Origin of the sequence: Jannaschia pohangensis (assembly GCF_900113875.1) — a bacterium.
Lineage (GTDB): Bacteria > Pseudomonadota > Alphaproteobacteria > Rhodobacterales > Rhodobacteraceae > Jannaschia > Jannaschia pohangensis.
The window spans coordinates 148246-171484 of record NZ_FORA01000004.1 but is presented as its reverse complement, the minus strand read 5'-3'; the positions used below and the strand labels follow the sequence as shown (position 1 = coordinate 171484).

The 23239-nt window shown below is 66.6% G+C and carries 26 protein-coding genes; 8 read left to right on the top strand and 18 right to left on the bottom strand.

Annotated elements, in window-relative coordinates:
* The first annotated feature begins 363 nt into the window (after positions 1-363).
* Positions 364-942 carry a uracil-DNA glycosylase family protein gene (locus BM002_RS14620; protein ID WP_092782747.1) on the top strand — a complete coding sequence of 193 codons (579 nt, stop codon included), beginning with the start codon at positions 364-366 and terminating at the stop codon, positions 940-942.
* Entirely contained in the window at positions 939-1706 is a 768-nt protein-coding gene (locus tag BM002_RS14615) for an SseB family protein (protein ID WP_092782744.1), read from the top strand. The genes BM002_RS14620 and BM002_RS14615 overlap by 4 nt, the downstream gene beginning before the upstream one ends.
* On the opposite strand, the gene BM002_RS14610 is transcribed toward BM002_RS14615, so the two are convergent.
* Genes BM002_RS14610 through BM002_RS14600 form a run of 3 tightly spaced genes read right to left on the bottom strand, consistent with a single transcriptional unit; the run spans position 1703 to position 4163 of the window.
* Positions 1703-2470 (bottom strand): LamB/YcsF family protein, encoded by a 768-nt coding sequence (locus BM002_RS14610; protein ID WP_092782741.1) that lies wholly within the window; start codon positions 2468-2470, stop codon positions 1703-1705. The two genes, BM002_RS14615 and BM002_RS14610, sit on opposite strands and share 4 nt — an antisense overlap.
* Positions 2467-3435, bottom strand: a complete 969-nt coding sequence (locus BM002_RS14605; RefSeq protein ID WP_092782737.1) for a 5-oxoprolinase subunit C family protein — start codon at positions 3433-3435, stop codon at positions 2467-2469. Before BM002_RS14605 ends, BM002_RS14610 begins: the two co-directional genes overlap by 4 nt.
* A complete protein-coding gene (locus BM002_RS14600) occupies positions 3432-4163 on the bottom strand; it encodes a 5-oxoprolinase subunit B family protein (RefSeq protein WP_092782734.1) in 732 nt (243 codons plus the stop codon). Before BM002_RS14600 ends, BM002_RS14605 begins: the two co-directional genes overlap by 4 nt.
* A 74-nt stretch (positions 4164-4237) precedes the next feature.
* Between BM002_RS14600 and BM002_RS14595 the strand changes: the two genes are divergently transcribed.
* Together BM002_RS14595 and BM002_RS14590 are read left to right on the top strand one after the other, a co-directional pair.
* The gene (locus BM002_RS14595; RefSeq protein ID WP_092782731.1) at positions 4238-4744 is read left to right on the top strand and encodes a DUF2478 domain-containing protein; all 507 of its coding nucleotides are present in this window, start codon (positions 4238-4240) and stop codon (positions 4742-4744) included.
* A gap of 174 nt (positions 4745-4918) precedes the next feature.
* On the top strand, positions 4919-5632 hold the full coding sequence (locus BM002_RS14590; protein WP_175484921.1) for a TVP38/TMEM64 family protein: 714 nt from the start codon (positions 4919-4921) through the stop codon (positions 5630-5632).
* Here BM002_RS14590 and scpB read toward each other — a convergent pair.
* From scpB to BM002_RS14535, 11 genes are all read right to left on the bottom strand, one after another.
* Positions 5629-6279 (bottom strand): SMC-Scp complex subunit ScpB, encoded by a 651-nt coding sequence (scpB, locus tag BM002_RS14585; RefSeq protein WP_092782725.1) that lies wholly within the window; start codon positions 6277-6279, stop codon positions 5629-5631. The genes BM002_RS14590 and scpB overlap by 4 nt on opposite strands.
* On the bottom strand, positions 6276-7061 hold the full coding sequence (locus BM002_RS14580; RefSeq protein ID WP_245749275.1) for a segregation and condensation protein A: 786 nt from the start codon (positions 7059-7061) through the stop codon (positions 6276-6278). Before BM002_RS14580 ends, scpB begins: the two co-directional genes overlap by 4 nt.
* A 20-nt stretch (positions 7062-7081) precedes the next feature.
* Positions 7082-8065, bottom strand: coding sequence for a glycoside hydrolase family 3 N-terminal domain-containing protein (locus BM002_RS14575; protein WP_092782722.1), 984 nt, complete (start codon positions 8063-8065; stop codon positions 7082-7084).
* Between the two features lie 5 nt (positions 8066-8070).
* On the bottom strand, positions 8071-9084 hold the full coding sequence (locus BM002_RS14570; RefSeq protein ID WP_092782719.1) for an SPOR domain-containing protein: 1014 nt from the start codon (positions 9082-9084) through the stop codon (positions 8071-8073).
* 164 nt (positions 9085-9248) lie between these two features.
* Positions 9249-10991, bottom strand: coding sequence for an arginine--tRNA ligase (argS, locus tag BM002_RS14565; RefSeq protein ID WP_092782716.1), 1743 nt, complete (start codon positions 10989-10991; stop codon positions 9249-9251).
* 81 nt (positions 10992-11072) lie between these two features.
* A complete protein-coding gene (locus BM002_RS14560) occupies positions 11073-11666 on the bottom strand; it encodes a hypothetical protein (RefSeq protein ID WP_092782713.1) in 594 nt (197 codons plus the stop codon).
* 57 nt (positions 11667-11723) lie between these two features.
* Positions 11724-11966 carry a hypothetical protein gene (locus BM002_RS14555; RefSeq protein ID WP_092782710.1) on the bottom strand — a complete coding sequence of 81 codons (243 nt, stop codon included), beginning with the start codon at positions 11964-11966 and terminating at the stop codon, positions 11724-11726.
* Positions 11963-13105 (bottom strand): deoxyguanosinetriphosphate triphosphohydrolase, encoded by a 1143-nt coding sequence (locus BM002_RS14550; protein ID WP_092782707.1) that lies wholly within the window; start codon positions 13103-13105, stop codon positions 11963-11965. Before BM002_RS14550 ends, BM002_RS14555 begins: the two co-directional genes overlap by 4 nt.
* 77 nt (positions 13106-13182) lie before the next feature.
* Positions 13183-13674: a hypothetical protein gene (locus tag BM002_RS14545; protein ID WP_092782704.1), complete on the bottom strand. Its 492-nt coding sequence runs from the start codon at positions 13672-13674 to the stop codon at positions 13183-13185.
* A gap of 95 nt (positions 13675-13769) precedes the next feature.
* The gene (locus BM002_RS14540; RefSeq protein WP_139212387.1) at positions 13770-14624 is read right to left on the bottom strand and encodes a hypothetical protein; all 855 of its coding nucleotides are present in this window, start codon (positions 14622-14624) and stop codon (positions 13770-13772) included.
* On the bottom strand, positions 14617-15636 hold the full coding sequence (locus BM002_RS14535) for a DUF4123 domain-containing protein (RefSeq protein WP_139212386.1): 1020 nt from the start codon (positions 15634-15636) through the stop codon (positions 14617-14619). The genes BM002_RS14540 and BM002_RS14535 overlap by 8 nt, the downstream gene beginning before the upstream one ends.
* Before the next feature lie 68 nt (positions 15637-15704).
* Here BM002_RS14535 and BM002_RS14530 point away from each other — a divergent pair, with 68 nt between their 5' ends.
* A complete protein-coding gene (locus BM002_RS14530; RefSeq protein WP_092782695.1) occupies positions 15705-16028 on the top strand; it encodes a HesB/IscA family protein in 324 nt (107 codons plus the stop codon).
* On the opposite strand, the gene BM002_RS14525 is transcribed toward BM002_RS14530, so the two are convergent.
* Positions 16012-17358: an MATE family efflux transporter gene (locus tag BM002_RS14525; RefSeq protein ID WP_092782692.1), complete on the bottom strand. Its 1347-nt coding sequence runs from the start codon at positions 17356-17358 to the stop codon at positions 16012-16014. The two genes, BM002_RS14530 and BM002_RS14525, sit on opposite strands and share 17 nt — an antisense overlap.
* 91 nt (positions 17359-17449) lie before the next feature.
* Positions 17450-17872: a nucleoside-diphosphate kinase gene (ndk, locus tag BM002_RS14520; protein ID WP_092782689.1), complete on the bottom strand. Its 423-nt coding sequence runs from the start codon at positions 17870-17872 to the stop codon at positions 17450-17452.
* A 102-nt stretch (positions 17873-17974) separates the two neighbouring features.
* On the opposite strand from ndk, the gene BM002_RS14515 reads away from it, so the two are divergent.
* From BM002_RS14515 to BM002_RS14505, 3 genes are read left to right on the top strand one after another with little or no spacing between them, the layout of a single operon-like run.
* Complete coding sequence (locus BM002_RS14515) at positions 17975-19822, top strand: ABC-F family ATP-binding cassette domain-containing protein (protein ID WP_092782686.1); 1848 nt, start codon at positions 17975-17977, stop codon at positions 19820-19822.
* Positions 19819-20436: a MarC family protein gene (locus BM002_RS14510; RefSeq protein ID WP_092782683.1), complete on the top strand. Its 618-nt coding sequence runs from the start codon at positions 19819-19821 to the stop codon at positions 20434-20436. Before BM002_RS14515 ends, BM002_RS14510 begins: the two co-directional genes overlap by 4 nt.
* A complete protein-coding gene (locus BM002_RS14505; protein WP_245749274.1) occupies positions 20399-21040 on the top strand; it encodes a retropepsin-like aspartic protease family protein in 642 nt (213 codons plus the stop codon). Before BM002_RS14510 ends, BM002_RS14505 begins: the two co-directional genes overlap by 38 nt.
* 184 nt (positions 21041-21224) lie before the next feature.
* Here the strand turns inward: BM002_RS14505 and BM002_RS14500 are convergent, their stop codons facing one another.
* Together BM002_RS14500 and BM002_RS14495 are read right to left on the bottom strand one after the other, a co-directional pair.
* Positions 21225-21686 (bottom strand): DNA polymerase III subunit chi, encoded by a 462-nt coding sequence (locus tag BM002_RS14500; RefSeq protein WP_092782677.1) that lies wholly within the window; start codon positions 21684-21686, stop codon positions 21225-21227.
* Positions 21679-23154, bottom strand: a complete 1476-nt coding sequence (locus tag BM002_RS14495; protein ID WP_092782674.1) for a leucyl aminopeptidase — start codon at positions 23152-23154, stop codon at positions 21679-21681. Before BM002_RS14495 ends, BM002_RS14500 begins: the two co-directional genes overlap by 8 nt.
* Between the last annotated feature and the right edge of the window lie 85 nt (positions 23155-23239).

The window sequence follows — 23239 nt, the reverse complement described above, 5'->3', positions numbered from 1 at the left end:
TGTCTCAACATCGAGGCCAATCCCCGTCCCGCATCGCCCGACACCACGGGACATCCCGTGGGCGAATGACCGGACACAAAATGCAAGGCGCATCGCCACGCCGCTGTCTCTCTGCACTCCTCCTACTTCTGAACGCGGCCACCCCGCATCCTTGCCGGACCCGGACGACTCGATCCGGACCACCCTACCCGCGAACTGCATACAAACCGTTAAGCGGCACCGCCCGTCTGTACGCAGGGTGTACGGGGGGTGTACGCAGGGTGACGCCTGTTTTCCCTTGCCACACAGGCCCCGCAGGACCCGACGTATTTTTTTTCGCTCACAACGTTAACCATTTCGGCGAACGGTCCTAGGTTGCTGCGAATGCCCCTGCCCGACGACCTCCGATCCTGCCGCCTCTGTGCCGACCGCTTCGCCGCAACCCATACGGCCCACCGCCCGAAGCCCGTCGTCTGGTTCAAGCCCGGCGCCCCCATCCTCGTGGCGAGCCAGGCGCCCGGGATGCGCGCCCACACCTCGGGCAAACCCTTTGACGACCCTTCGGGCGTGCGCTTGCGCGACTGGATGGGGATCGACGAAAAAACCTTCTGGAACAAGGACAACCTGGCCATCGTACCAATGGGGTTCTGTTTTCCGGGCTATGATGCCAAGGGCAGCGACCTGCCGCCGCCGCGCGTCTGTGCCCGCACCTGGCGCGACGCCGCCCTGCGGCATGTGGGCCAGCCCAGGGTGACTTTGTTGATCGGCGGCTACGCCCAGGACTGGACCCTTGGCAAAGGTCGTGTCACCGACCGGGTGCGCGATTGGCGCGCCTTTGCCCCGCAGGTGTTCTGCCTGCCCCACCCGTCTTGGCGCAATACCGCCTGGCTTAGAAAACACCCGTGGTTTCAGACGGATATCCTCCCCGTCCTGCGCCGCACAATTCAGGAGGCGTTGCCATGACCCCCCTCGACCAGGCCCACATCCGGGCCGAGACCGACGGCACCGACACCGCCCGCCTCGCCTTCTTCAACGCCCTGGCCGAGGCGGAATTGCACCTCCTCCTCGACGCCGAAGATGGCGAGACCGTCGCGCCTACCATCGCCCCGGTCGACGGTGTGGACTATGCGCTGGCCTTCGATCTGCCTGACCGCCTGACGGCCTTCGCCGGGGTCGCCGCCGCCACGGCCACCCTGTCGGGGCGGCGCCTTGCGGCACTTCTGGCGGCCGAGGGTCTGGGCCTGGCACTGAACCTCGACGAGGCGCCCTCCGCCCAGTTGCTGCCGCCCGACGCCATTGCCTGGCTGGCCGAAACGCTGGCCCGCGCGCCCGCCGAAACCGAAGCCCGGATCGCGGAGATCGCTCCGCCGGGGGCCTTGCCCGAAAACCTGATCACGGCGCTGGATGGCAAGCTGTCACTGGCGGCGGGGCTTGCGGCACAGGCCTATCTGGCGCGCGCGACCTATGCGGATGGCACGCGCGGCCACGTGCTGGCCTTCATCGATCCGCTGCCCGGGGCCGAGGCCGATCTGGCCCGCGCCGTGTCCGAGGCATTGGTCTTTTCGGGGCTGGAGGCGGGTCAGATCGACGTGACCTTCCTGCGCGCCGCACAGACCCATGCGGCCAGCCTTGCCCGGCATGGATTGCGCATCGACCTGCCCAAACCGCCCGAGCCGCCGCGCCAAATGGCTCCGGGCACCGGCGACGCCCCGCCCCGCCTGCGCTAGCCGCGCCGCGCGGACATGGGTGCCAGGGTCACGCCCTCGGCCTCCAGCGCGGCCCGCACGGCGCGCGCGATGGCCAAGGCAGTCGGCCCGTCGCCATGCAGACAGATCGAGTCGCAGGCCGCAGGCACCACCTTGCCGGAGTTGGCGACGATGGCCCCGCGCCGCACGAAATCGACCATCCGCGCCGCCGCTTCGGCCGGGTCGTGGACCATCGCGCCCGGCTGGCCGCGCGTGACCAACGTGGCGTCATCGTTGTAGCCCCGGTCGGCAAAGATCTCCCCTGCCCAGTTGGCCCCCAAATCGCGGGCGACCGCCTCTTGCACCGTGCCCGCAAGGACCAGCAGGATCACCTCGGGATCGACGCGCAGCGCCGCCTCATAGGCGGCGCGCGCCATGTCGGCATCTTCGCAGGTCATGTTGGACAACGCACCATGCAGCTTGAAATGCCGGACCGTGGCCCCCTGGGCCGCCGCGACGCCACGCGCGGCCCCGAACTGCCAGATGATCAGGTTTGCAAGGCTGTCGAGGGGCATGGACATGCGCCGCCGCCCGAACCCCTGAAGGTCGGGAAAGCCGGGGTGCGCGCCGATGCCGACACCCCGGTCCTGCGCAAGCGCCATGGTCCGCGCCATGACATCCCAGTCGCCCGCATGGGCCCCGCAGGCGATGTTGACCGAGGTCACGACCTCGAGCAGGGCCGCGTCGTCGCCCATGGTCCAATCGCCAAAGCCCTCGCCCATATCGGCGTTCAGATCGACTTTCATTCCGTCTCCTTCGCGGACACGACGCCGCCAATCAGGTTGAGACCCAGCAGATCGCCCATCTCGGCCGGATCGCGGGTCAGCGGGGTGACCTGGGGTGCAGGCACGGTCAGGGCGCGCGCCTCGGCCAAGGGCACAAAGCGGAACCGGAGCGGCGCGCCGGGCAAGGCCTGCAACGCGCGGGGCAGATCGGCGGCGATGACCGTGCCGATCCGGGGATAGCCGCCGGTGGTCTGGCATTCCGGCCCAAGGATATAAGGCACCCCGTCGCCGGTCATCTGCACATCGCCCGGCAGGATGAAGTCCGAGAGCAGGTTCAGCTGTCCCTCGGTCGCGAAGCCCGCACCATTGCTGGCCAGACGCACACCCTGCCGGTTGCCGCGCGGATCGCGGGTAAAGGCGGTGTTCTCGAAGCGGGTCAGGTCGTCAGGCGGAAACAGACGGGTCTGCGGCGTCTCGACGATCCGCAGAAGGCCGCCGCCGAAACGGTCGGCCGGCGTCACCCGGCTGGCCGCCCCGACCGACGGCGCATGGTCCAACCGGTCACCGGGGGCGAGCGGCGCGCCGATGTTGGCGATCAGATGCGCCGCCCGACTGCCCAGAACCTCGGGCGCATCGAAGCCACCGGTAACATGCAGATAGGAATAGATGCCCGCCGTGCCGGGACGCAGCCGCAGGACGCTGCCTGCGGGCAAGGGGTGCGCAGCGTGCCAGACGAGCGGCCGACCGTCGACATCGGCGGACATCTCTGCGCCGGTCAGGGCGATCCGTGTGTCCGTCGTCAGGCGCAGGGTCAGGGGCGACCCCGGGATCTCCAGCCCCGCTCCGATGGTCCCCAGAAGGGCCTCCGCCTCGCGCAGGGCCTGACGATCCGCCGCCCCGCCCTCGGCCAACCCCTGCGACAGATGCCCGGGCCGCCCGCGATCCTGCAGGGTGATGAGCGGGCCGCAGGACACCACCTCCATCATCGCAAAACCTCCCAGGTGGCGCCGCCCAGACGGTCGCTGTCCTCGGCGGCACGGTCGCGCAATTCCCCGGGCGAGACAGAGGGAAAGGTCACCTCGTCGCCCGGCGACAGGGCAATCGGGCGGGTCCGCGACGGCTCGAAACAACCGAAGAGCGTACGCCCGACCTGTCGCCACCCTGTCGGCGCCTCGGTCCCGAAGAGGACGAACTGACGGACGGCCACGACGAGCGCGCCTTCGGGCACCTTGGGCGTCAGGCCGGTCTGGCGCGGCAGGTCCCAGGCCTCGGGCAGGATGCCGAGATAGGGCATCCCGGGCGCGAACCCCAGGGCCAGAACCCGGACCCGAGCCGAGGACAGCGCGGCGATGGCGGCGTCGACCGACAGGCCGGCCATGGCCGCAGCCTCGGCCAATTGCGGGCCGTCGTCGCCGCCGTAACTGCACGGGATCTGCCAGAGGCGGCGCTCGGGCGGATCCACCGCAGACCAGTCGCGCGCGGCAAGAAGGTCGTCGAGCGCGGATTTGACCGCATCCGCCGCCCCCGGGTCATGGCGCACCAGAACCGACCCCAAGGACGACGCGGTTTCGGTCACGCCCTCCGGCAGCGCCGCCTGAAGCCCCGCGCGAAAGGCCACGCAGGCGCGGTTGGCCGCATCGTCCAGACGCGGCGCGAACCGCACCAGAAGTGCCGCTTCGCCCAAGGGCTCGATCCGGGGAAAGGTCTCTGACATCGCGGTCAGGGGTCGCCCGTGCGACCGCGCGCGTCAAGCCTTGCGCCGCGTCGCGGGGCGTGAAACCAAGAAGCATGCGGCTTGCATTCACCATGACCGAAGGCCGGGGCGAATTGGATCCCCTGCTGCACCGCGTGGCCCTTGCGGCCATCGACAGCGGGCTGCGTGTGGCCGGGATCGTCCAGGTCAACCACGACCGCCCCGATTGCACGCGCTGCGACATGGATGCCATCGTCCTGCCGGACGGGCCGACGATCCGCATCAGTCAATCGCTTGGCCGGGAAAGCCGGGGATGCCGGTTGAATGCCGAAGGGCTGGAGACGGCGGTCGCCGCCGCCGAAGCCCGCCTGCGCGAGGGCGCCGACCTTTTGGTGGTGAACAAGTTCGGCAAGCAGGAGGCCGGGGGCCGCGGCTTCCGCAACGTCATCGCCGATGCGTTGGCGCAGGGGACGGATGTGCTGGTCGGGGTCAATGCGCTGAACCTGCCAGCCCTGCGCGATTTTCTGGGCGAGGACGCGACGCAGGTGCGCGCCGATTTGCCTGACCTTCTGGCCTGGGTCGGCGCAAGGGTTCCGCACTAACCTTTTCCTGGCTCTTTTTGTCGCTACCAGCCAACCCGCCGGCTACGATCGTCCCCGGACCCCGTCGCGCGGGTCAACGGCATGGCCGCTCCTCGCGTTTCGCATCCGCTGACCAGCGGCGATGTGATCAGCTTTCGCTTGCGGTCGGTGCGCTCTGGCCCCTACGTGGGCGCAATGTCCGACAGCCCCCCCGACACCCTGCCACCGTGGCAATTCTGGCTCTGGCCTGCGATCCTGGTGGTGATTGCCTTCGGCATGTGGCTGCTGCCCTGGGCCGATTGGGTGCCGCTCCTGCGCGACTGGGTCGAAAGCCACGGCTCCCTTGGCGTGCTGGTCTATCTGGTGGCTTACGTGATCGTCGTCATCCTGCCCCTTCCTGCGGCGGCGATGTCGGTCGTGGGCGGGCTGGCCTTCGGGTGGTGGGGCTATCCATTGGCGCTTCTGGGCAGCGTTCTGGGCGCGATCCCGCCCTATCTGATTGGGCGGCACTGGCTGCGCGACTGGATGCTGCGGCGGTTCGCGGGGCCGAAGATGAACGCGGCGGACCGGGCCATCGCCAACAACGCCTTCTGGTTCGTCACGTTGCTGCGGTTGACCCCGATCCTGCCGTTCACGGCGCAGAACTGGCTTCTGGGGCTGACGGCGGTGCGTCCCGTCCCCTATGTCTTCGCGACGGTTCTGGGGCTGGCACCCGGAACCCTTGCCATGGTCTGGATCGGAGAGATGGGGGGCCTTGCGACCCTGGGGTCGTCACGGGTTCAATTGCTGATCGCCGGGGGCGGGTTGCTGGCCTTCGGGGCCTTCGTCCTCTGGCTGAGCCGGGTCGCGGGCCGGGAATTGCGCAAGGCCGGTTTCGACGCCGGGCCGGTCACGGGCGACGAAGGCTAGTTTTCTTCCTCGGCAGGGGAGGGCGTGAACATGTCGTCCTGATCCTCGTCCTCCTCGGGCGTGTCCGGTGTCAGGTCGGGCGGTCCGGCGCTGTCCAGAAGGCCTGCGGCCCGCAGCTCCTTCAGGCCGGGCAGATCGCGGGCGGACGAAAGGCCGAAATGGTCGAGGAAATTGCGCGTCACCACGAAGGTCACCGGGCGACCCGGCGTATCCCGGCGCTTGCCAAGCTTGATCCAGTCGAGTTCCAGCAATTGCTCCACTGTACCCTTGGAGACCGAGACGCCGCGCACCTCCTCGATCTCGGCACGGGTGACCGGCTGGTGATAGGCGACGATGGCCAGTGTTTCAACGGCGGCACGGCTCAGCTTGCGGGTCTCGACGGTTTCGCGCGTCATGAGGAAGGCAAGGTCCGGCGCGGTCCGGATGGCCCAGGCCTCGCCGATGCGGCGCACCTGCACGCCGCGCCCGTCGTAGCGTTTGGCCAGTTCCTCCAGCGCCGCCGGGGCGTTGCAGCCATGGGGCAGTCGCGCGTGAAGCTCCGCAATCGTCACGGGCGTGGCCGAGGCAAAGAGGATCGCCTCGACCATCCGCTCCTGCTCGGCCAGGGGCGGCGCTTCGAACAGGCTCTCTTCGGGGGTGTCGGTCATGGTCTTCCCTTGATGCGGATCGGGCCGAAAGTTTCGTCCTGACGCAGGTCCAGACGGCCGTTCTTGGCCAGCTCCAGCGTGGCCGCGAAGGTCGAGGCGGTGGCGGACCGGCGGCGCGCCGGGTCGACGTCCCACCCTTCGGGCAGGAACGTCATCAGGTCGGTCCAGTCGCCCAGATGTCCGATGAGGGGACGCAGGCGGTCGAGCGCCTCTTCCATGGTCAGCACACCCTTCCGGTCCATCACGAAGGGACGGAAGTCGTCGCGGGTGCGCAGGCGGGAATAGCCCTGCATCAGGTCCAGCAGCGTCGCCGTCCAGACCACCTTGCGCGACCGCTCAAGTCCCTGCGGTTCCCCCCGGGCAAAGACATCGCGGCCCAGATGGTCCAGCGCCATGAGCCGGGCGGCGGCCTTGCGCATCGCCTCCAGCCGCTCCAGCTGAAACGCCAGATGCGCGGCAAGGTCTTCGGCTGAGGGCCCCTCGTCGGTCGGATCCGGCGGGAGCAGCAGTCGCGATTTGAGAAAGGCGAGCCAGGCAGCCATGACAAGGTAATCGGCGGCCAGTTCCAGCCGGAGCTCCCGCGCCTTTTCCACGAACCGCAGATATTGCCGCGCCAGTTGCAGCACCGAAATCGTGCGCAGATCGACCTTCTGCGTGCGCGCCAGCGTCAGAAGCACGTCGAGCGGCCCCTCGAAGCCCTCGACATCGACGATCAGCGCTTCGGCCGCCAGCCCTTCGGCCACGTCGTCGCGCGCCGGTCCTTCGATGAAGTCTTCTGGCAATGCCCGGCCCCCGGCCAACCTCAGGATGTGAGGTCGGCAAGTTCCGCGTGGGCCGCTTCGATGTCAAGCTCGACCGGACCCGCGCGCATCGACAGCGCCCGATCCGCCCGCAGCAGCCCCGCCTCGCTTAGCGCGGGCGCGTTCTCGGCTACGGTTTCCATGTCCTCACGCTCGCCATTGCAGTGCAGGATGACGTCGCAGCCCGCCTCGATCGACGCGCGACAACGGCTGGCCATGTCGCCCGGCAGCGCCCCCATGGAGATGTCGTCGGTCATCAGCAGGCCGTCAAAGCCGATGCTCCTGCGGATCTCGGCGATCGTCCGGGCGGAAATCGTGCCGGGGGCGGTGTCGATATCGCAATAGACCACATGCGCGGTCATCCCCAGGGGCAGGTCGGCCAGACGGCGGAAGACCTCGAAATCGGTCTTGCGCAATTCGTCCAGCGGGGTCCTGACCTGCGGTAGACCCAGATGGCTGTCGACGGTGCCGCGCCCGTGGCCGGGGATATGCTTCATGACCGGCAGGACGCCGCCCTGAAGGCAACCTTCGGCATTGGCGCGGGCGCGCGCCGCGACGGTCTCGACGCTGTCGCCGTAAAGACGGGACAGAAGAAAGGGATGGGTATGCTCGCCCGCGATATCGGCGGTCGGGGTGCAATTGACGTCGATCCCGACGTCGCGCAGTTCACGGGCAATGAGGGTCGCGCGCAGGAACATGGCACGTTCGGGGTCGCGGGCGCGTGACATCTGGGTCAGCGGACGGGGCCAGCGGGTCCAGAACGGGGGGCCCAGACGCTGAACCCGACCCCCCTCCTGGTCGATCAGAATCGGCGCATCACGCCCCACAGCCAAACGCAAATCGGACGTCAGCTTTCGCAGGCGATCCGGCGTGTCGATGTTGCGGGCGAACAGGATGAACCCCCACGGATCGCAGTCGCGGAAGAATGCCTGCTCTCGTTCGGTCAGGTCAGGGCCTTCACAGCCAAGAATGAAGGCGCCTGCCATGGGCCTTAGCGGATCGTGACCGGCATGCAGACGGCATCCTGCGCCAGCAGGGCCGAGCAGAAGCGGCGCGCATCCGAACCGTCGTCAAAGCCGACGACCCGCAGACGCCAGAAATCGCGACCGCCGGAGCGGGCCTTCTGGATCATGCGCTGCTTGCCGTACATGTAGTCGCCGAACTTGCCTTGCAAACGGTCCCATTCACCCCGGGCCAGCTGCTCGCTGTCGAAGGCACCGACCTGGACGACGCGGGTACCTGCGGCGATGGAATTCGGATCGACGTCGCCGGACCGCTCCACCGGGCCGTTCGAAGCGACCTGCACGCCCGCGGGCGTCTCGGGGGCGTCAGTCGGAAGGCTGGCGATGGTCGGGCGCAGACCGGCGGGCCGCTGGCGCGGGCGGGTCGACTGCGCCACGCCGGGAACGGTGGCGGGCACAAGCGACGCGACCTCGGGGCCTGTCGGAGCGGAGGGGGCCAGGGCCGCCTCGGCGGCGGCGACCACATCGACGGGGCTGCTGGCGCTGACCAGGATCTCGTCCTCGATCACACGCAGGCTGGCCTGCAACAGGGCCGGGTCGACGGTGACATCGGGAACGGGCGTCGCGGTGGCGGCCACGACCGGTGCCGGCGCCGGGGCGGTGATGCCCGCGGCGGCTCGGCGCTCGGCCAGGGCCGGCGCTTCGAGCGAAACCGGCGGCGGCGCCAGCACAATCTGATCGGGGGCGGGTGCCGCAGCACCGCCCGAGGTGATGTCGGACAGGGCCAGACCCTGGAAGGGGGCGACCTGACCACCCGGCTTGGTGGGTTCTGTGCGCATCGGCCCTTCGAGCGCCATGATGACCGGAACGCCGGAGACGTCGCGGAAGGTCATGTCGATCGCCCAGACCGCCATGCCCGCCGTCAGACCGATGGACGTCAGCGCCCCGGCCCAGTTCACGAAACCGAAGTTGCGCGCGGCATCCATGAAACGCGAAGATTCCTCGGTGCCATAGTCCGCACCGTAATAGTCGAGATCCGCCATGTGCCTGCCCTCCACCTCCGGGGCGGCGATGCCCCGTGGCTGTTTTATTATGACTGCCTTCAAGAACCGGACGTTTCCGATTCTCGCCTCATATCCGGACGCGGGTTGGCCCCGCTGTCCAAAATTGCTCGTTCGCCCGCTGCGTCACGCCCCTTCAGGGGTCTTCAACGCATTTCCTGCGCAGGCTCGACACCCAAGATACCCAAACCCGCCGCAATTACAACGGAAACGGCACGGGCCAGCGCAATCTTGGCGCGACTTGTGTCCGGATCGTCCTGCAGGAAGCGCAGGGACGTGTCGTCATTGCCCCTGTTCCAAAGGCCATGCAGGCCCGAAGCCAGCTCGTAGAGATAAAATGCAACACGATGCGGCTCGTGTGTACGGGCCGCAATTTCGACCAACCGTGGCCATTCGGCCAGCTTGGCGGCCAGCGCATGTTCCGCCGGGTGATCGATTCGCGTGAGGTCAGCGGCCCGCAGCGCCGCATCGTCGGCGGTGATTCCCTGCTCGGCGGCCTTGCGCAGCACCGACATGACCCGGGCGTGGGCATATTGGACATAGAAGACCGGGTTGTCCTTGGACTGCTCCAGCACCTTGTCGACGTCGAAATCGAGCGGCGCGTCGTTCTTGCGGGTCAGCATGACGAAGCGTGTCACGTCACGGCCGACCAATTCGACGACATCCGCCAGCGTCACAAACGTGCCCGCCCGCTTGGACATTTTGAGTTGCTCGCCACCCCGCGTGAGCTTGACCAGCTGCGTCAGCTTGATGTCGAGCGGCACGCGGCCATCGGTCAGGGCCGCGACCGCCGCCTTCATCCGTTTGACATAGCCGCCGTGATCCGCCCCGAAGACGTCGATCAGCGCATCGAACCCGCGCTGCGTCTTGTCGTAGTGATAGGCGATGTCGGGGGCGAAATAGGTCCAGCCGCCGTCGGACTTCTGGATCGGGCGGTCCACGTCGTCGCCGTAGTCGGTCGACTTGAAGAGCGTCTGTTCGCGCGCCTCCCAATCGTCGGGCAGCTTGCCCTTGGGCGGCTCCAGCGTGCCGCGATAGATCAGGCCCTTGGCGCGCAGCGCGTCGATGGCGGCCTCGATCTGGCCGGTGCCGTAGAGCGCCTTTTCCGAGCTGAAGACGTCCATCTCGACGCCCAGAAGCGCCAGGTCCTTGCGGATCAGGTCCATCATGGCATCGTTCGCGAAGTTGCGGACTTCTTCAAGCCAGAACTGCTCGCCCTTGTCGACGAAGGCATCGCCGACCTTGGCCTTGAGCGCCTCGCCCACCTCGATCAGGTAGTCGCCGGGATAGGTGCCCTCGGGCCAGTCGACGGTGAGGTCATGCGCCTCGAGGTAGCGGTTGTAGACGGACCGGGCCAGCACATCGACCTGCGCCCCGCCGTCATTGATGTAGTACTCCCGCGTCACATCGTGGCCCGCGAATTCGAGCAGACTGGCCAGCGCGTCGCCGAAGACGGCCCCCCGCGTGTGGCCCACGTGCAGTGGCCCGGTCGGGTTGGCCGAGACGTATTCGACGTTGACCCTGGCGCCCTGCCCCATGTCGGACCGGCCATAGGCCGTGCCCTCTGCCAGGACGGCGGCCACGACCTGTTGCCAGACCTGCGCGGACAGGCGGATGTTGATGAAGCCGGGGCCCGCCACCTCGGCCACGTCGATGCGCGGATCGGCGGTCAGACGTGTGACGAGGGCGTCGGCGATATCGCGGGGCTTCATGCCCGCAGGCTTGGCCAGCACCATCGCGGCATTCGTCGCCATATCGCCGTGGGCGGCATCACGCGGCGGCTCGACCGCTACGGCGTCGGTCGGCAGCCCCTCGGGGATGACGCCTTCGCGGGCAAGATCGGCCAGCGCGTCGATGGTCAGGGCACGGATATCGGAAAACAGGTTCATCACGGTCGGTCCTTTGGAATTACCCCCCTCTAACGCCGCCCGCGCGCCGCCTCAACCGTGCCGGGCCTGCGCCACGTCATCTCAATTGATGAACCTCTTGTCTGCAAAAACAGTCACGACGCATCCATTAGCATCGGGGATCTCAAGACCGACGACCTTGGAAACCGCGAGAACATCAATCTGCGTCTCAACACCGACGTGCGACGGTGTGATGTATGTGAGCTCGAAGCTGCCTATGAGCTCTTTCCCCGAAACCAGGGGAAAGACGAAATCGGCATTGGACGACCGACCGGTTTCCAGACCCTCGAACTGCGCGGCTACGATTGACTGGGCGGCATCGAAATCCTTCCAGACGATATCTTCGACTGGTTCACCTTCCGCGATCGGAACGACGATATCCACGAAGAATTGGATTTCGTCGGAGCACGACGCGCTCTGCTCAACAGAACGCGTTTCGGTGCGCCATTTGCCATCGTGCAGCTGAACGGAAATGTCTGCACGCCCAAGGACCAGGAAGACCACGACGGCGAGGGCAAGAAAAGTGAGGGCTATCAAGGTCCGGGGCATCGCATCTCGCTGGTCGCGTTTGGGATGGGCCTTGTCGGAAACAATCGGGGCATTTCCATGGCGACGTTCCGCAACTTCCTTGTTTTCACCCTCCCCGAAGGACGGCATGGCAACGGGCTGCGGACCGCTCTGGCCCCGACCACGGGTCGCACCGGGCAGGCGGCCTCACTCCGAAGCCTTGTCGTCCCGAGGTTCTTGCCGACTGCGCGACCGCACCGAGGCCAGCCATTTGTCCACCAGAAAGACCGGCGCGATGATGATCGTCCAGGACACCGCGTTCAGCACGGTGAACGCCAGCTTGGCCGAGGTCGCCATGTCCGACCGCCAGAGAAACACATGGGCCACCACGATCCCGCAGATCAGGACCGCAACGATGGCCAGCAGCCGTCTGGACAGCCCCGTCGTCATGCGCCCCCGATCAACCGGTCGTGGCATTGCAGCGCGAAGCGGTCGGTCATGCCCGCGATGTAATCCGATACGATGCGGGCCAGGGCCGTCTCGCCCTCGGCCTCCTCCACGTCCTTGCGCCATTGCTTGGGCAACTCGCCCGGGTTGGCCATGAAGAAGGGAAAGAGCTCGTCGATGACCTGGGTCACCTGCTTGCGCATCTCGACCACCGGGGGCGCGCGGTACATCCGTTCGAAGAGGAACGCGCGGATCGTCTTCAGGTCCGACCACAGACCCGGCGAGAATTGCACCATCATCCGCCCGGCATGGCGGATGTCGGCGGCGGTTTGCGGGGAAAGGTCGCGCAGGTTCACCTCGGTCACGCCGATCACATCCTCGACCAGGATGCCGAAGAACCGGCGCAGCGCCTCGTGGCGACGCCGGTAGTAGTTCAGCCCCGGATAGATCGCGTCCACTTCGGCAAAGCAGTCGCACAGGATCGGCAGCTCGGCCAGTTCATCGGTCGAGAACAACTCCGCCCGCAAGCCGTCGTGCAGGTCGTGGTTGTTGTAGGCGATGTCGTCCGACAAGGCGGCAACCTGCGCCTCGGCGCTCGCGTGGGTGTGCAGTTCCAGGTCGTGGCGCGCATCGTATTCGGCCAGGGCATAGGGCACCGGGTCGAGCACCGGGCCGTTGTGCTTGGCGATGCCCTCCAGCGTCTCCCACGTCAGGTTCAGCCCGTCCCATTCGGCATAGTGCCGCTCGAGCGAGGTGACGATCCGAAGGGCCTGCGCATTGTGGTCGAACCCGCCGTAGGGCGTCATCAGCCGGTCCAGCGCCTCTTCCCCGGTGTGGCCAAAGGGCGTGTGGCCAAGGTCGTGAGCCAGCGCCACCGCCTCGGTCAATTCCATGTTCAGACCCAGATGCTTGGAGATCGTCCGCGCCACCTGGGCCACCTCGATGGAATGGGTCAGGCGGGTGCGGAAATAGTCGCCCTCGTGTTCGATGAAGACCTGGGTCTTGTGCTTGAGGCGACGAAACGCGCTGGCGTGGATGATCCGGTCGCGGTCGCGCTGGAACGGGGATCGAAACGCGCTCTCCTCCTCGGGAAAGAGACGCCCGCGCGACTGCTCTGGATCGCTGGCGAAGGGGACAGACATCTGGACTCGTTCCTGTGATGGGCTGCGGCCGGTATAGCGCAGCCGACCGGCAACCCCACCCCCTCGCGTCGGAAAGTTCAGCCGCCGAAGATCTCGCCCAAGGGCCAGTCCGGTCCACGCTGATCGGCCGGCAAAAGCGGATGGTCGTAGAGGCGGCGCAGCACCGGGCGCACGCGCGGATCGAGCCCATCGTCGATCGGCGCGCTGTCGGCCAGAAGCGAGGACCGGACGAACGACCCGCCCCGCCAGCTGCCGTAGGCAAAGGCCAGCGCGATTTCCATCATCGCCGGATCGCGCTCGGCCTCGTCCAGCAGAAGCGTCAGGATATCGGCACGCCGCCCCGCAGGCAGATCGAGCATGGTCGCCGCCGCCCCGTATTTGGTGAAGAAATCCACCTCGGGGTCGCGCAGCAACGCCTCCAGATTGGGTTGCCAGGCCGTGGGGTCGCTGCGGATCGTCTGGAACAGCTCCGTCTCGGACGGCGGAAAGCTGAGCCCGTCATTCACGTCGCGGCGATAGGTGTCCGTCATGGTCTCGGTGGCCGCGTCGCGGAAAGCTGCGTATTGCATATCAACTGCCTTGCTTGGAATTTCTTTCACCAGGAGGACGGCGACGGTGAGGGCTGCTGCCAGTAGCGGGATCGCAGGAAGCAGCCAGAGTCGCCTCACCGGCGAACCTCGACCCCGGCGGCAGGTGAGTTCAGGCTGTTCGTTTCCTTCTTGTCGCTTGTCCGAAAGCCCCAATTGTTTTCGACAACCGCAGCGCCGGTGGCGGAAATCGTCTGGCCCTGCATCACGACCGTGACGGTGTGGGTCGAGCCTCGGACGGCCTGCGTGGCGTTCGCGGGTTCCGGATAGGACACGATCCCGACGTGACCGGTCGCATCGCTGTAATTCGCGGCGATTGCAAGAATGGAACCGGGCGCAACGGGCGTCCCGCGCGGCGGGCGATAGTCGATGTTGCGCCAGCCCTCGGTCGGATCGGACGCGGAATTGTCGTTCGTCGCCCAACTCCCGGCGAGGTCTGGCACGGTTTTTCTGATCGGGCTCCAGGATCCGCCGCGCCCATAGGTATAGGTCGGCGCGGAGCCATAGGTCTGCTGGATCATGTCATAGATGAAAAAGTTGCACTTGTTGGTTCTCCCGGGAAGGCTCAGCTCTCCGTCGAGCGAGGTGATGGACGGTGCATAGGCCCACCGGGTGCTTCCAACATATTCCTTGGCCCGGTCGACCAGCGCATTGGTTTCGTCGACGGCTACGCCGACCGCATAGTCCCCGCAGGGGATATCCCTGAACGTATGGGTCCCCGTGGTCGTGGTGACGTTTTGCGTGGACGGCCCCCGCAGCGCGATGGCGACCACACCGCCGACCTTGACGCGGCTGTCTTTCATGTAGGGCGTGCCTGCGTTGGCGTCGTTGCCCCAGTGGACATTGACGATCAGGGTTCCCACACAGCCCGCGACGGGCGACCCGGCGGGGCGATTTGATCCCGGATTTCCTGGTGGTGTGCCATCAGGCATCTGATCTCTCCGGTTCAAGGGCGGCGCGGGGGCGGGCCGCGCGTTGTTCGGCCCAAGCGAGGAAGGCTTGGGCCCGCGCATCCTGCGGTTCATCTTTCGCCATCAGAACCGCCCGGCCGTCAGCGTCAAGTCCAGCCAGGTCGCGACGCAGCAGATAGAGACCGGCCAGCGCGAAATTCACCGCATATTCCGTCGTGATGCCGATGTCGGCCAGAGGCGCAAGCTGTGCCGCAGCTACAGCCTCCATGTGATCGCGCGATGTGGGGTCACCGCCGAACGCCTCGAGCAGCCAAGATACCGTTGTGCGCAGGAATCGGATCCGCTCCGCCCGCCCGAATGCGGCCAGTTCGATGGCGTCGAGGTCGGGCGGTCCGGGCGCAGGCGTCGACACCTCGGGAGGACGGATCAGCGCGATCTTGCCCGGTTCCGCCTCGGCAAAGAGACGCAGGGGCCTGCCGTCGGCGGGTGTGAGGAACCGCGCCAACCGCGCCGGACGATCCGCGTTGGCCTCTGCCAGTACCAGGGCGACCGACGGATCCCAGAACCGCAGAAACAGCGGCCGCGCAAACCCTTCGGCCCGAAGCGACACGAAGGACAACAGGTGGTCGGCCAGATCACGCGGCCGACAGCGCCCGGTCAGGAACACACCCACCCGTTCCCCCAGACAGACTCCGAACGCGTTGCGCGTGACGCCATCCGGGTTGTCCGGGTCCAACGGGCCGACAAGACGCGGCGCGACCTCTTCGATCTCGGACATGTGGCGGGGGATCAGGGGGTGGACAGGCGCGCAGGCACCCTCGATCCGCCCCCCGTCCGTGATCTTGGTGTAAAGTGTGGGATCGGCCAGCCACCAGACGTCATCGCCCGTCCCGAATACCGCATCGAAAAGGTCGGGCGCGATCCAGGGCGCCTCCCACCATGGGATGCCATCCGGGGACACGGGCCGCCGGGCGTCGATCAGATCAGCCGTGGCGGTCAGCCGGGGCACGCCCGAGATATCTTGCCAACTCATCCTCGTGGACCCCTTGAAGTCTGGCGCTTTTGGTCACAGTTTAAGGGTGCAGAAGTCAAGGAAAACCCATGCAACTGCCCCCGAACGTCACACCCCGCGCCTTCGAGCGTCTGAGCGAAATTGGTGCCGCCGCCCAAGGCAAGGCGCTGCGCGTGGCGGTCGAAGGTGGCGGCTGTTCCGGCTTCCAGTATCAGATCGACCTTGATGCGCCCGCCGAAGGCGACCTCGTCCTCGAGGACAAGGGCGAAAAGGTGCTGGTCGACGAGGTGTCGCTCCCGTTTCTGAGCGGCGCCACCATCGACTTCACCGAAGAACTGGTCGGCGCGCGCTTCACCATCGACAACCCCAATGCGTCCAGCGCCTGCGGATGCGGGGTCAGCTTCTCGATGTGATCCGCAGGAAGCGGGCGGCCAGGGCAATGGTTGCCGCCAGCAGACCGACCACCAACCCAAGCCATACGCCTTCGGGCCCCAGACCCATGGGAAACCCGAGGACATATCCGGCGGGCAGGCCAAACACCCAATAGGACACGATGGCATAGATCATCGGGCGGCGCGTATCCTGCACCCCGCGCAGAAACCCGAGCGCCATGACCTGCCCCGCATCCACAAGCTGAAACAGGGCCGCCACGACCAGAAGTTGCACCCCGAGCGCGAGGATCAGATCGGCCTGCGGGTCCGTCCGGTCGAGGAAGACCCCCACGACCATCTCACCCGCGCCCAGATACAGCCAGAGCGCCCCCAGAACCGCGACCCCCGACAGGATGGTCGCCGCCAGGGCGGCACGGCGCAGCGCGACCGGATCGCCCTGCCCCCAGGCCCGCCCGACCCGAACGGTCGCGGCCTGCGACAGGCCCAGATGCACCATGAACGTCAGGGCCGCGATGCCGATGGCGATGCCGTGGGCGGCCAGCGGCACCGTGCCAAGCCAGCCCATCATCAGCGCCGACCCCGCGAAAAGCCCGGATTCGGACACATGGGTCAGGCCGATGGGCCAGCCCAGACGAAAGATGTCGCCGAAAATGGGCCAGTCGGGCCGGTGGATATTCCGCAACAGCTCGAACCGGGCCATGTCGGGGCCGCGCATGGCGTAGGCCAGCAGGACCAGAACCGTCAGCACATGGACCGAGACCGAGGCCGCCGCCGCCCCGCGCAAACCCATTTCGGGAAAGCCCCAGTTGCCGAAGATCAAAAGCCAGTTGAGCCCGACATTCAGCCCCGCCCCCGCGAGCGTGGCGACCAACACGATGCGCGTCCGCTCCAGGGCGCTCAGGTGACTGCGCAGCGTCGCCGTCAGAAGCGCGGGGATCATGCCCAGACCCGCGACCCGCAGGTATAGCTGCGCATTGGCCGAGACTTCGGGCGTCTGCCCAAGCGCCAGCATGATCGGTTCGGCCCAGAACATCGCCGGCGCCATCGCTACGCCTGTTGCCAGCGACAACCAGAGGCCCATCCGGACGACGCGCCGGACCTGCACTTCGTCGTCGCGGCCAAGGGCGTCGGCGGCCATGGGCATGCAGGCGACCGCGAATCCCGACCCAAGGACGAACAGCGTGAAGAAGAATGACGTGCTGATTGTGGAGGCGGCCAGCGCCTCGACCGAATAGCGCCCGAGCATCAGCGTGTCGGTCAGACCGATCAGGATCTGCGCGACCTGACTGCCGACCAGCGGCAGACCCAGAACCAGCGTCCGCTTGAGGTGAATGGTCAGACTGTCGGACATGAACCGGCGCTAGCGGGGCCGACGGGGCAAGACAACACCACAAATGCAAAAGGCGCCCCCGGAGGAGCGCCCTTCACCAATGGAAACCCGATCACCCGACCAGTTCGAGGCCCGAGAAGAAGAAGGCGATTTCCTCGGCCGCGGTCTCGGGCGCGTCGGAGCCGTGGACCGAATTTTCGCCGATGGACAGCGCATATTCCTTGCGGATGGTGCCAGGTGCCGCGTCGGCGGGGTTCGTGGCGCCCATGACTTCGCGGTTCTTTGCAATGGCGTTCTCGCCTTCCAGGACCTGCACGACGATCGGCTCGGACACCATGTATTCGGTCAGCTCACCGAAGAAGGGACGGTCCTTGTGGACGCCGTAGAACGTCTGCGCCTGTGCCAGCGTCAGCTGGATGCGCTTGGAGGCGACGATGCGCAGACCGGCCTCCTCGAACTTGGCGGCGATGGCGCCGGTCAGGTTGCGCTTGGTGGCGTCGGGCTTGATGATCGAAAACGTGCGTTCGAGGGCCATTGCGGTCTCTCCATAGGTTGGTTTTGCCGCGCCTCTAGCAGCGTGCGCGACCAAAGGGAACCACGTGTTGACATGCGCGCGTCGCGCCATCACAGGGCTGTCATGCTCCAGATTACAGACCTCAATTATTCCGTCGCCGGACGCCCCCTGTTCGAGGGTGCCACCGCAACCGTTCCCGATGGCCACAAGGTGGGCCTTGTCGGGCGCAACGGCACGGGCAAGACCACGCTCTTCCGGTTGATCCGGGGCGAACTTGCGCCCGATGCCGGGGAAATCGCGCTGCCGACGCGGGCGCGGATCGGCGGCGTCGCCCAAGAGGTGCCGTCGTCCGAAGTGACCGTGCTGCAGACCGTGCTCAATGCCGACGAGGAACGCGCGGGCCTGATGGCCGAGGCCGAAACCGCGACCGACCCCGCCCGCATCGCAGAGGTGCAGGCCCGGCTTCAGGACATCGACGCCTGGTCGGGGGAGGCGCGCGCCGCCTCGATCCTGCGCGGCCTGGGGTTCGAGCCCGACGAACAACTGCGCCCCTGTTCCGCCTATTCCGGTGGCTGGCGGATGCGCGTCGCCCTCGCCGGTGTCCTGTTCGCACAGCCCGACCTGCTGCTGCTGGATGAGCCGACCAACTATCTGGATCTTGAAGGGGCGCTGTGGCTGGAAAGCTATCTCGCGAGATATCCCCATACCGTCATCATCATCAGCCACGACCGTGGCCTTCTGAACCGCGCCGTCGGCTCCATCCTCCATCTGGAGGAGAAGGGCCTGACCTATTACACCGGCACCTACGATCAATTCGTGCGGATGCGGGCCGAGAAACGCGCGGGACTGGCCGCCGCCGCCGCCAAGCAACAGGCGCAGCGCGCGCATCTGCAAAGCTTCGTCGACCGCTTCAAGGCCAAGGCCTCCAAGGCGAAACAGGCGCAAAGCCGGGTCAAGATGCTGGAAAAGATGGAGACGATCCGCGCGCCCGAAGACGCCGCGCGCACCGTGTTCACCTTTCCGCAACCCGAGGAGATGTCGCCCCCGATCCTGCGGCTCGAAGGAGCGACCGTCGGGTACGGCGGCGACCCGGTTCTGCAACGCCTGAATGTTCGAATAGATCAAGACGACCGCATCGCGCTTCTCGGCAGAAATGGAGAGGGAAAGTCCACGCTTTCCAAATTCTTGTCGAGCAGACTTGAGGCGTCCGAAGGTCAGCGGATCGCATCTCGAAAGTTGCGGATCGGCTATTTCGCGCAGCACCAGGTCGACGAATTGCACATCGACGAGACGCCACTGGAGCACATCAAGCGCGAGCGCCCCGATGAGACCCCCGCCCGTCTGCGCGCGCGGCTGGCTGGCTTCGGCTTGGGCGCGGATCAGGCGGACACCGTGGTGGCCAAGCTGTCGGGCGGCCAGAAGGCGCGGCTGTCCCTGCTGTTGGCCACTCTGGATGCGCCGCACATGTTGATCCTGGACGAGCCGACGAACCACCTCGACATCGAAAGCCGCGAGGCACTGGTCGAAGCGCTGACGGCCTATACCGGGGCGGTCATCCTGGTCAGTCACGACATGCACCTGCTCAGCCTCGTGGCCGACCGTCTGTGGCTGGTCAAGGGCGGCAGCGTCGGCCCATACGACGGCGATCTCGAAAGCTATCGACAGCTTCTGCTTCAAGGTGAAGAACGCCCTTTAAAGTCCGATAAACAAAAGAAACCCCCTGTCAGCCGGGACAAGATCCTCGAGCTGAAATCCGAAGTCCGCAAGGCCGAGGCGCGCGTCAAGAAGATCGAGGAGATGCGCGACAAGCTGGCCAAGAAGCTGGCCGATCCGGCGCTCTACGAAGCGGGTCGCGTGGGCGAATTGGAAACCTGGAACAAGAAATACGCCGAGGTGATGGAGGCGTCCGACCGGGCCGAGGCGCTGTGGGTGAAGGCCATGGAAACGCTGGAAGTCGCGGAAGCGTCATGAACTCGGTCGAACTCATCACGGCCTTCACGGCCCTCTTCGTGGTGATCGACCCCATCGGCCTTGCGCCGATCTTTCTGGCCCTGACCGCCGGGATGACACCACACCAGAGGCGGTCGATCGCCTTTCGCGCCTGCGCGGCAGCGGCCGGCATCCTGATCCTCTTTGCCATCGCGGGCGAAGCTGTCCTGAACTTCCTGGGCATCTCCATGCCCGCCTTTCGGATCGCCGGGGGCCTCCTGCTCTTCCTGACGGCACTCGAGATGTTGTTCGAGCGTCGGACCCAGAGGCGCGAAGGCCAGGCCGAGGCGGCGCCGCCCGATCCGTCCATCTTCCCGCTGGCCTTGCCGCTGACGGCTGGTCCGGGGGCTATCGCGACGATGATCCTGCTGACCGACGGGGCCGCCCCGCTTGGCACGGCGCAGGCCATCGGCGTGATGCTGGCGGTTCTTGCGCTCGTTCTGGTCCTGATGCTGGTCTCGTCGGTGCTTGAACGGATTCTGGGCGCGACTGGCATCAACGTCATCACCCGGCTTCTGGGGATGCTTCTTGCCGCGCTGTCGGTTCAATTTGTCCTGGATGGTTTGGCAGATTTGCCTTGGTCCGGCGGGCTCTAGCGCCTATCTGGGGATCATGACCGCAGATGATACCGCCTCGCTGATTTACCTGTCGCTCTTCGGGGTCGTTGTCGGGGGGTCCTATCTCATCGCCAATCGCCACCGCATGACGCAGACCGTCCAGCAGGCCGCGATCTGGTTTTTCATCTTCGTCGGCGCTGTCGTCGTCTTCGGCTACTGGGAAGACATCAAGCGCGCGGCCTTGCCGCAGCAGACCGTGACGGCCCTAGAGCAGGGCGTTGTGGTCGAGGTACCCCGGGGCCGCGGCGGGCATTATTTCATGACGTTGGAAGTGAACGGCACGCCGATCGAATTCGTCGTGGACACCGGCGCCTCGGAGATCGTGCTGAGCCAGCAGGCCGCCACCCAAGCCGGGTTGGATGTCAGCGAAATGCGCTTTCTGGGACAGGCCGCCACGGCCAATGGCATCGTGCGGACCGCAACCGTCTGGCTCGACGAGGTCAGCCTGGGCGAGCTGACGGATACCGGGGTGCGTGCCATCGTCAACGAAGGTGAGCTGGATCAAAGCCTTCTGGGCATGTCTTATCTGGAAACCTTCGGCCGGATCGAGATCGAAGGCAGCCGCCTGCGTCTGATCCGCTAGGCGTCTTTCGGACATCCGACCGGGGCGCAAAGATCGGGCCGTGGATGGGCCGGTTCAATGATCGGCAGTCCGGGAATGGTCGGCGGCATGACCGGGGTCGCAAGGGCCGGGCCACATAGAAGTGTCAAGGGTATCAGACAAAAGCGCATGATGCTGAACCCGGAACCCCTGAAATGGTTTCACCTCAGACGTTCTTGGTCGCCTTTTCTTCCCATTTCCCCGATTCCTCGGACCAGTAGCGCGCGCCGCATCCGGCGTCGGTCAGCGATTTCCATTGGGTGCGGGCCTGGGCCAGCGCCTCGGGGTCGAGGCCGTCGAACAGGATGCAGACGCGCGCCATGGCGCTCACTTCGTCCGCTTCGACCGACGCCCCGTCGACCGCCATCAGGCATTGCGGATCGTTCGCCGCTGGCCCGGTCGTCAACAGGATCGGCTGGCGGGCATCGTGGTCGCCCCCGGCCAGGCCGTGCGGCAGGAACCCCTCCTTCGGTCCCTGCCACAGCTTTTCGTCAAGCCAGCGCAACCGCTCCTGATCGCTGCCGCGCACGGCGACGCGCCACCCCTGGGCCAGGCTGCGCGTCAGCAGGTTGGACAGGGTCGCGTCGACCGGATTGCGCGTCAGATGGTAGAAATAGGCCTCACCCATCCGCGCTCTCGAACATGTCGCGGATCAGGCGGTCGAGCGCGCGCACCCCCCATCCGGTTGCCCCTGCGGGCGACAGCGTGGTGCCCGTCGAAACCGAGGCGACCCCGGCGATGTCGAGGTGCATCCAGGGCGTGTCATCCTTGACGAACCGCAGCAGGAACTGGGCCGCCGTGATGGACCCGGCGGGCCGCCCGCCGACGTTCTTCATGTCCGCCACGCGGGACTTTAGCAGCTTGTCATAGGCATCGCCGAGCGGCATGCGCCAGGCCCCCTCGCCCTCGGCCTTGGCCGCCTTCAGGAAGGCATCGCACAGCTTGTCATTGTTCGAGAAGACGCCCGCGTTGTCATGGCCCAGACCGATGATGATCGCCCCGGTCAATGTCGCCAGGTCGACCATTCCGGTCGGCTTGAAACGGTCTTGCGCGTACCACATGACATCGCAGAGCACGAGGCGGCCTTCGGCGTCAGTGTTGATGATCTCGACCGTGTCGCCCTTCATCGACCGCACCACATCGCCCGGGCGGATCGCCTTGCCGTCGGGCATGTTCTCGACCAGCCCGACAAGCGCCACGACATTGGCGCGCGCCTTGCGACGGGCCAGCGTGTGCATGACGCCCGCGACGGTGCCGGCCCCGCCCATGTCCATGGTCATGTCTTCCATGCCTGCGGCCGGTTTCAGGCTGATGCCGCCGGTGTCAAAGACCACGCCCTTTCCGATCAGCGCGAAGGGTGCCTCGTCCCCGCCGCCGTTCCACTGCATGACCACGACCTTGGAGGGGCTCTCTGACCCCTGCCCCACGGCCAGAAGGGTGCGCATGCCGAGTTTTTCCAGCTCCGCCTCCTCCAGCACCTCGACCTCCACGCCAAGATCGCGCAGGCCTTCAAGCCGGGTGGCGAATTCCGTCGTCGTCAGGATGTTCGACGGCTCGTTCACCAGGTCGCGGGTCAGGAAAATGCCTTCGGCCTGTGCCCGGATGTCGGCGAATGCCGCCTCGGCCTCCTCGAACTTGGCGGACATGACGGTGATGGTGTCCTGGGGCACCGGGTCGGAAGTCTTGTGATCGTCGAAGTCATAGCCCCGCAGGCAGGCCCCCAGAACCACGTCCCCGATGCGGCGCTGCGCCCCGGCCAGCACCAGAAGCGCCCGCGCGCCCCGCAGCTTGCCAAGCGCCGCGCCCGCCCCCTGGGCCTTGGCCAGATGGCAGCGATGGTCGAGCTTGACGATGGCCACGGTCGTCGCGGCCAACCCGGTCGGAAAACCGATTTCCAGCACCTCGCCCGCGCCCAGTTTCTCGAACGCCGACGAGTCGACGGCGCGTTTGACGGCGCCCCGGGTCAGCCGGTTCAGGCGGCGCACCTCGGTGCCCATCTTGCCGTCGGTCGGCACGAAGGCCGCGATGACGCCTTCGGTGGCGGCAAGCGCCTCAAGGTCGGTGGCAAGGAACGTGACGGTGGCAGGGGTTGTCATGTGAGGCTCCGGGATTGGGTGTCAGGCGGACCCTAGTGCGCGCCTTGGCGACTTTCCAGACGCGCCAGAGCGATCGGGGGTTTGA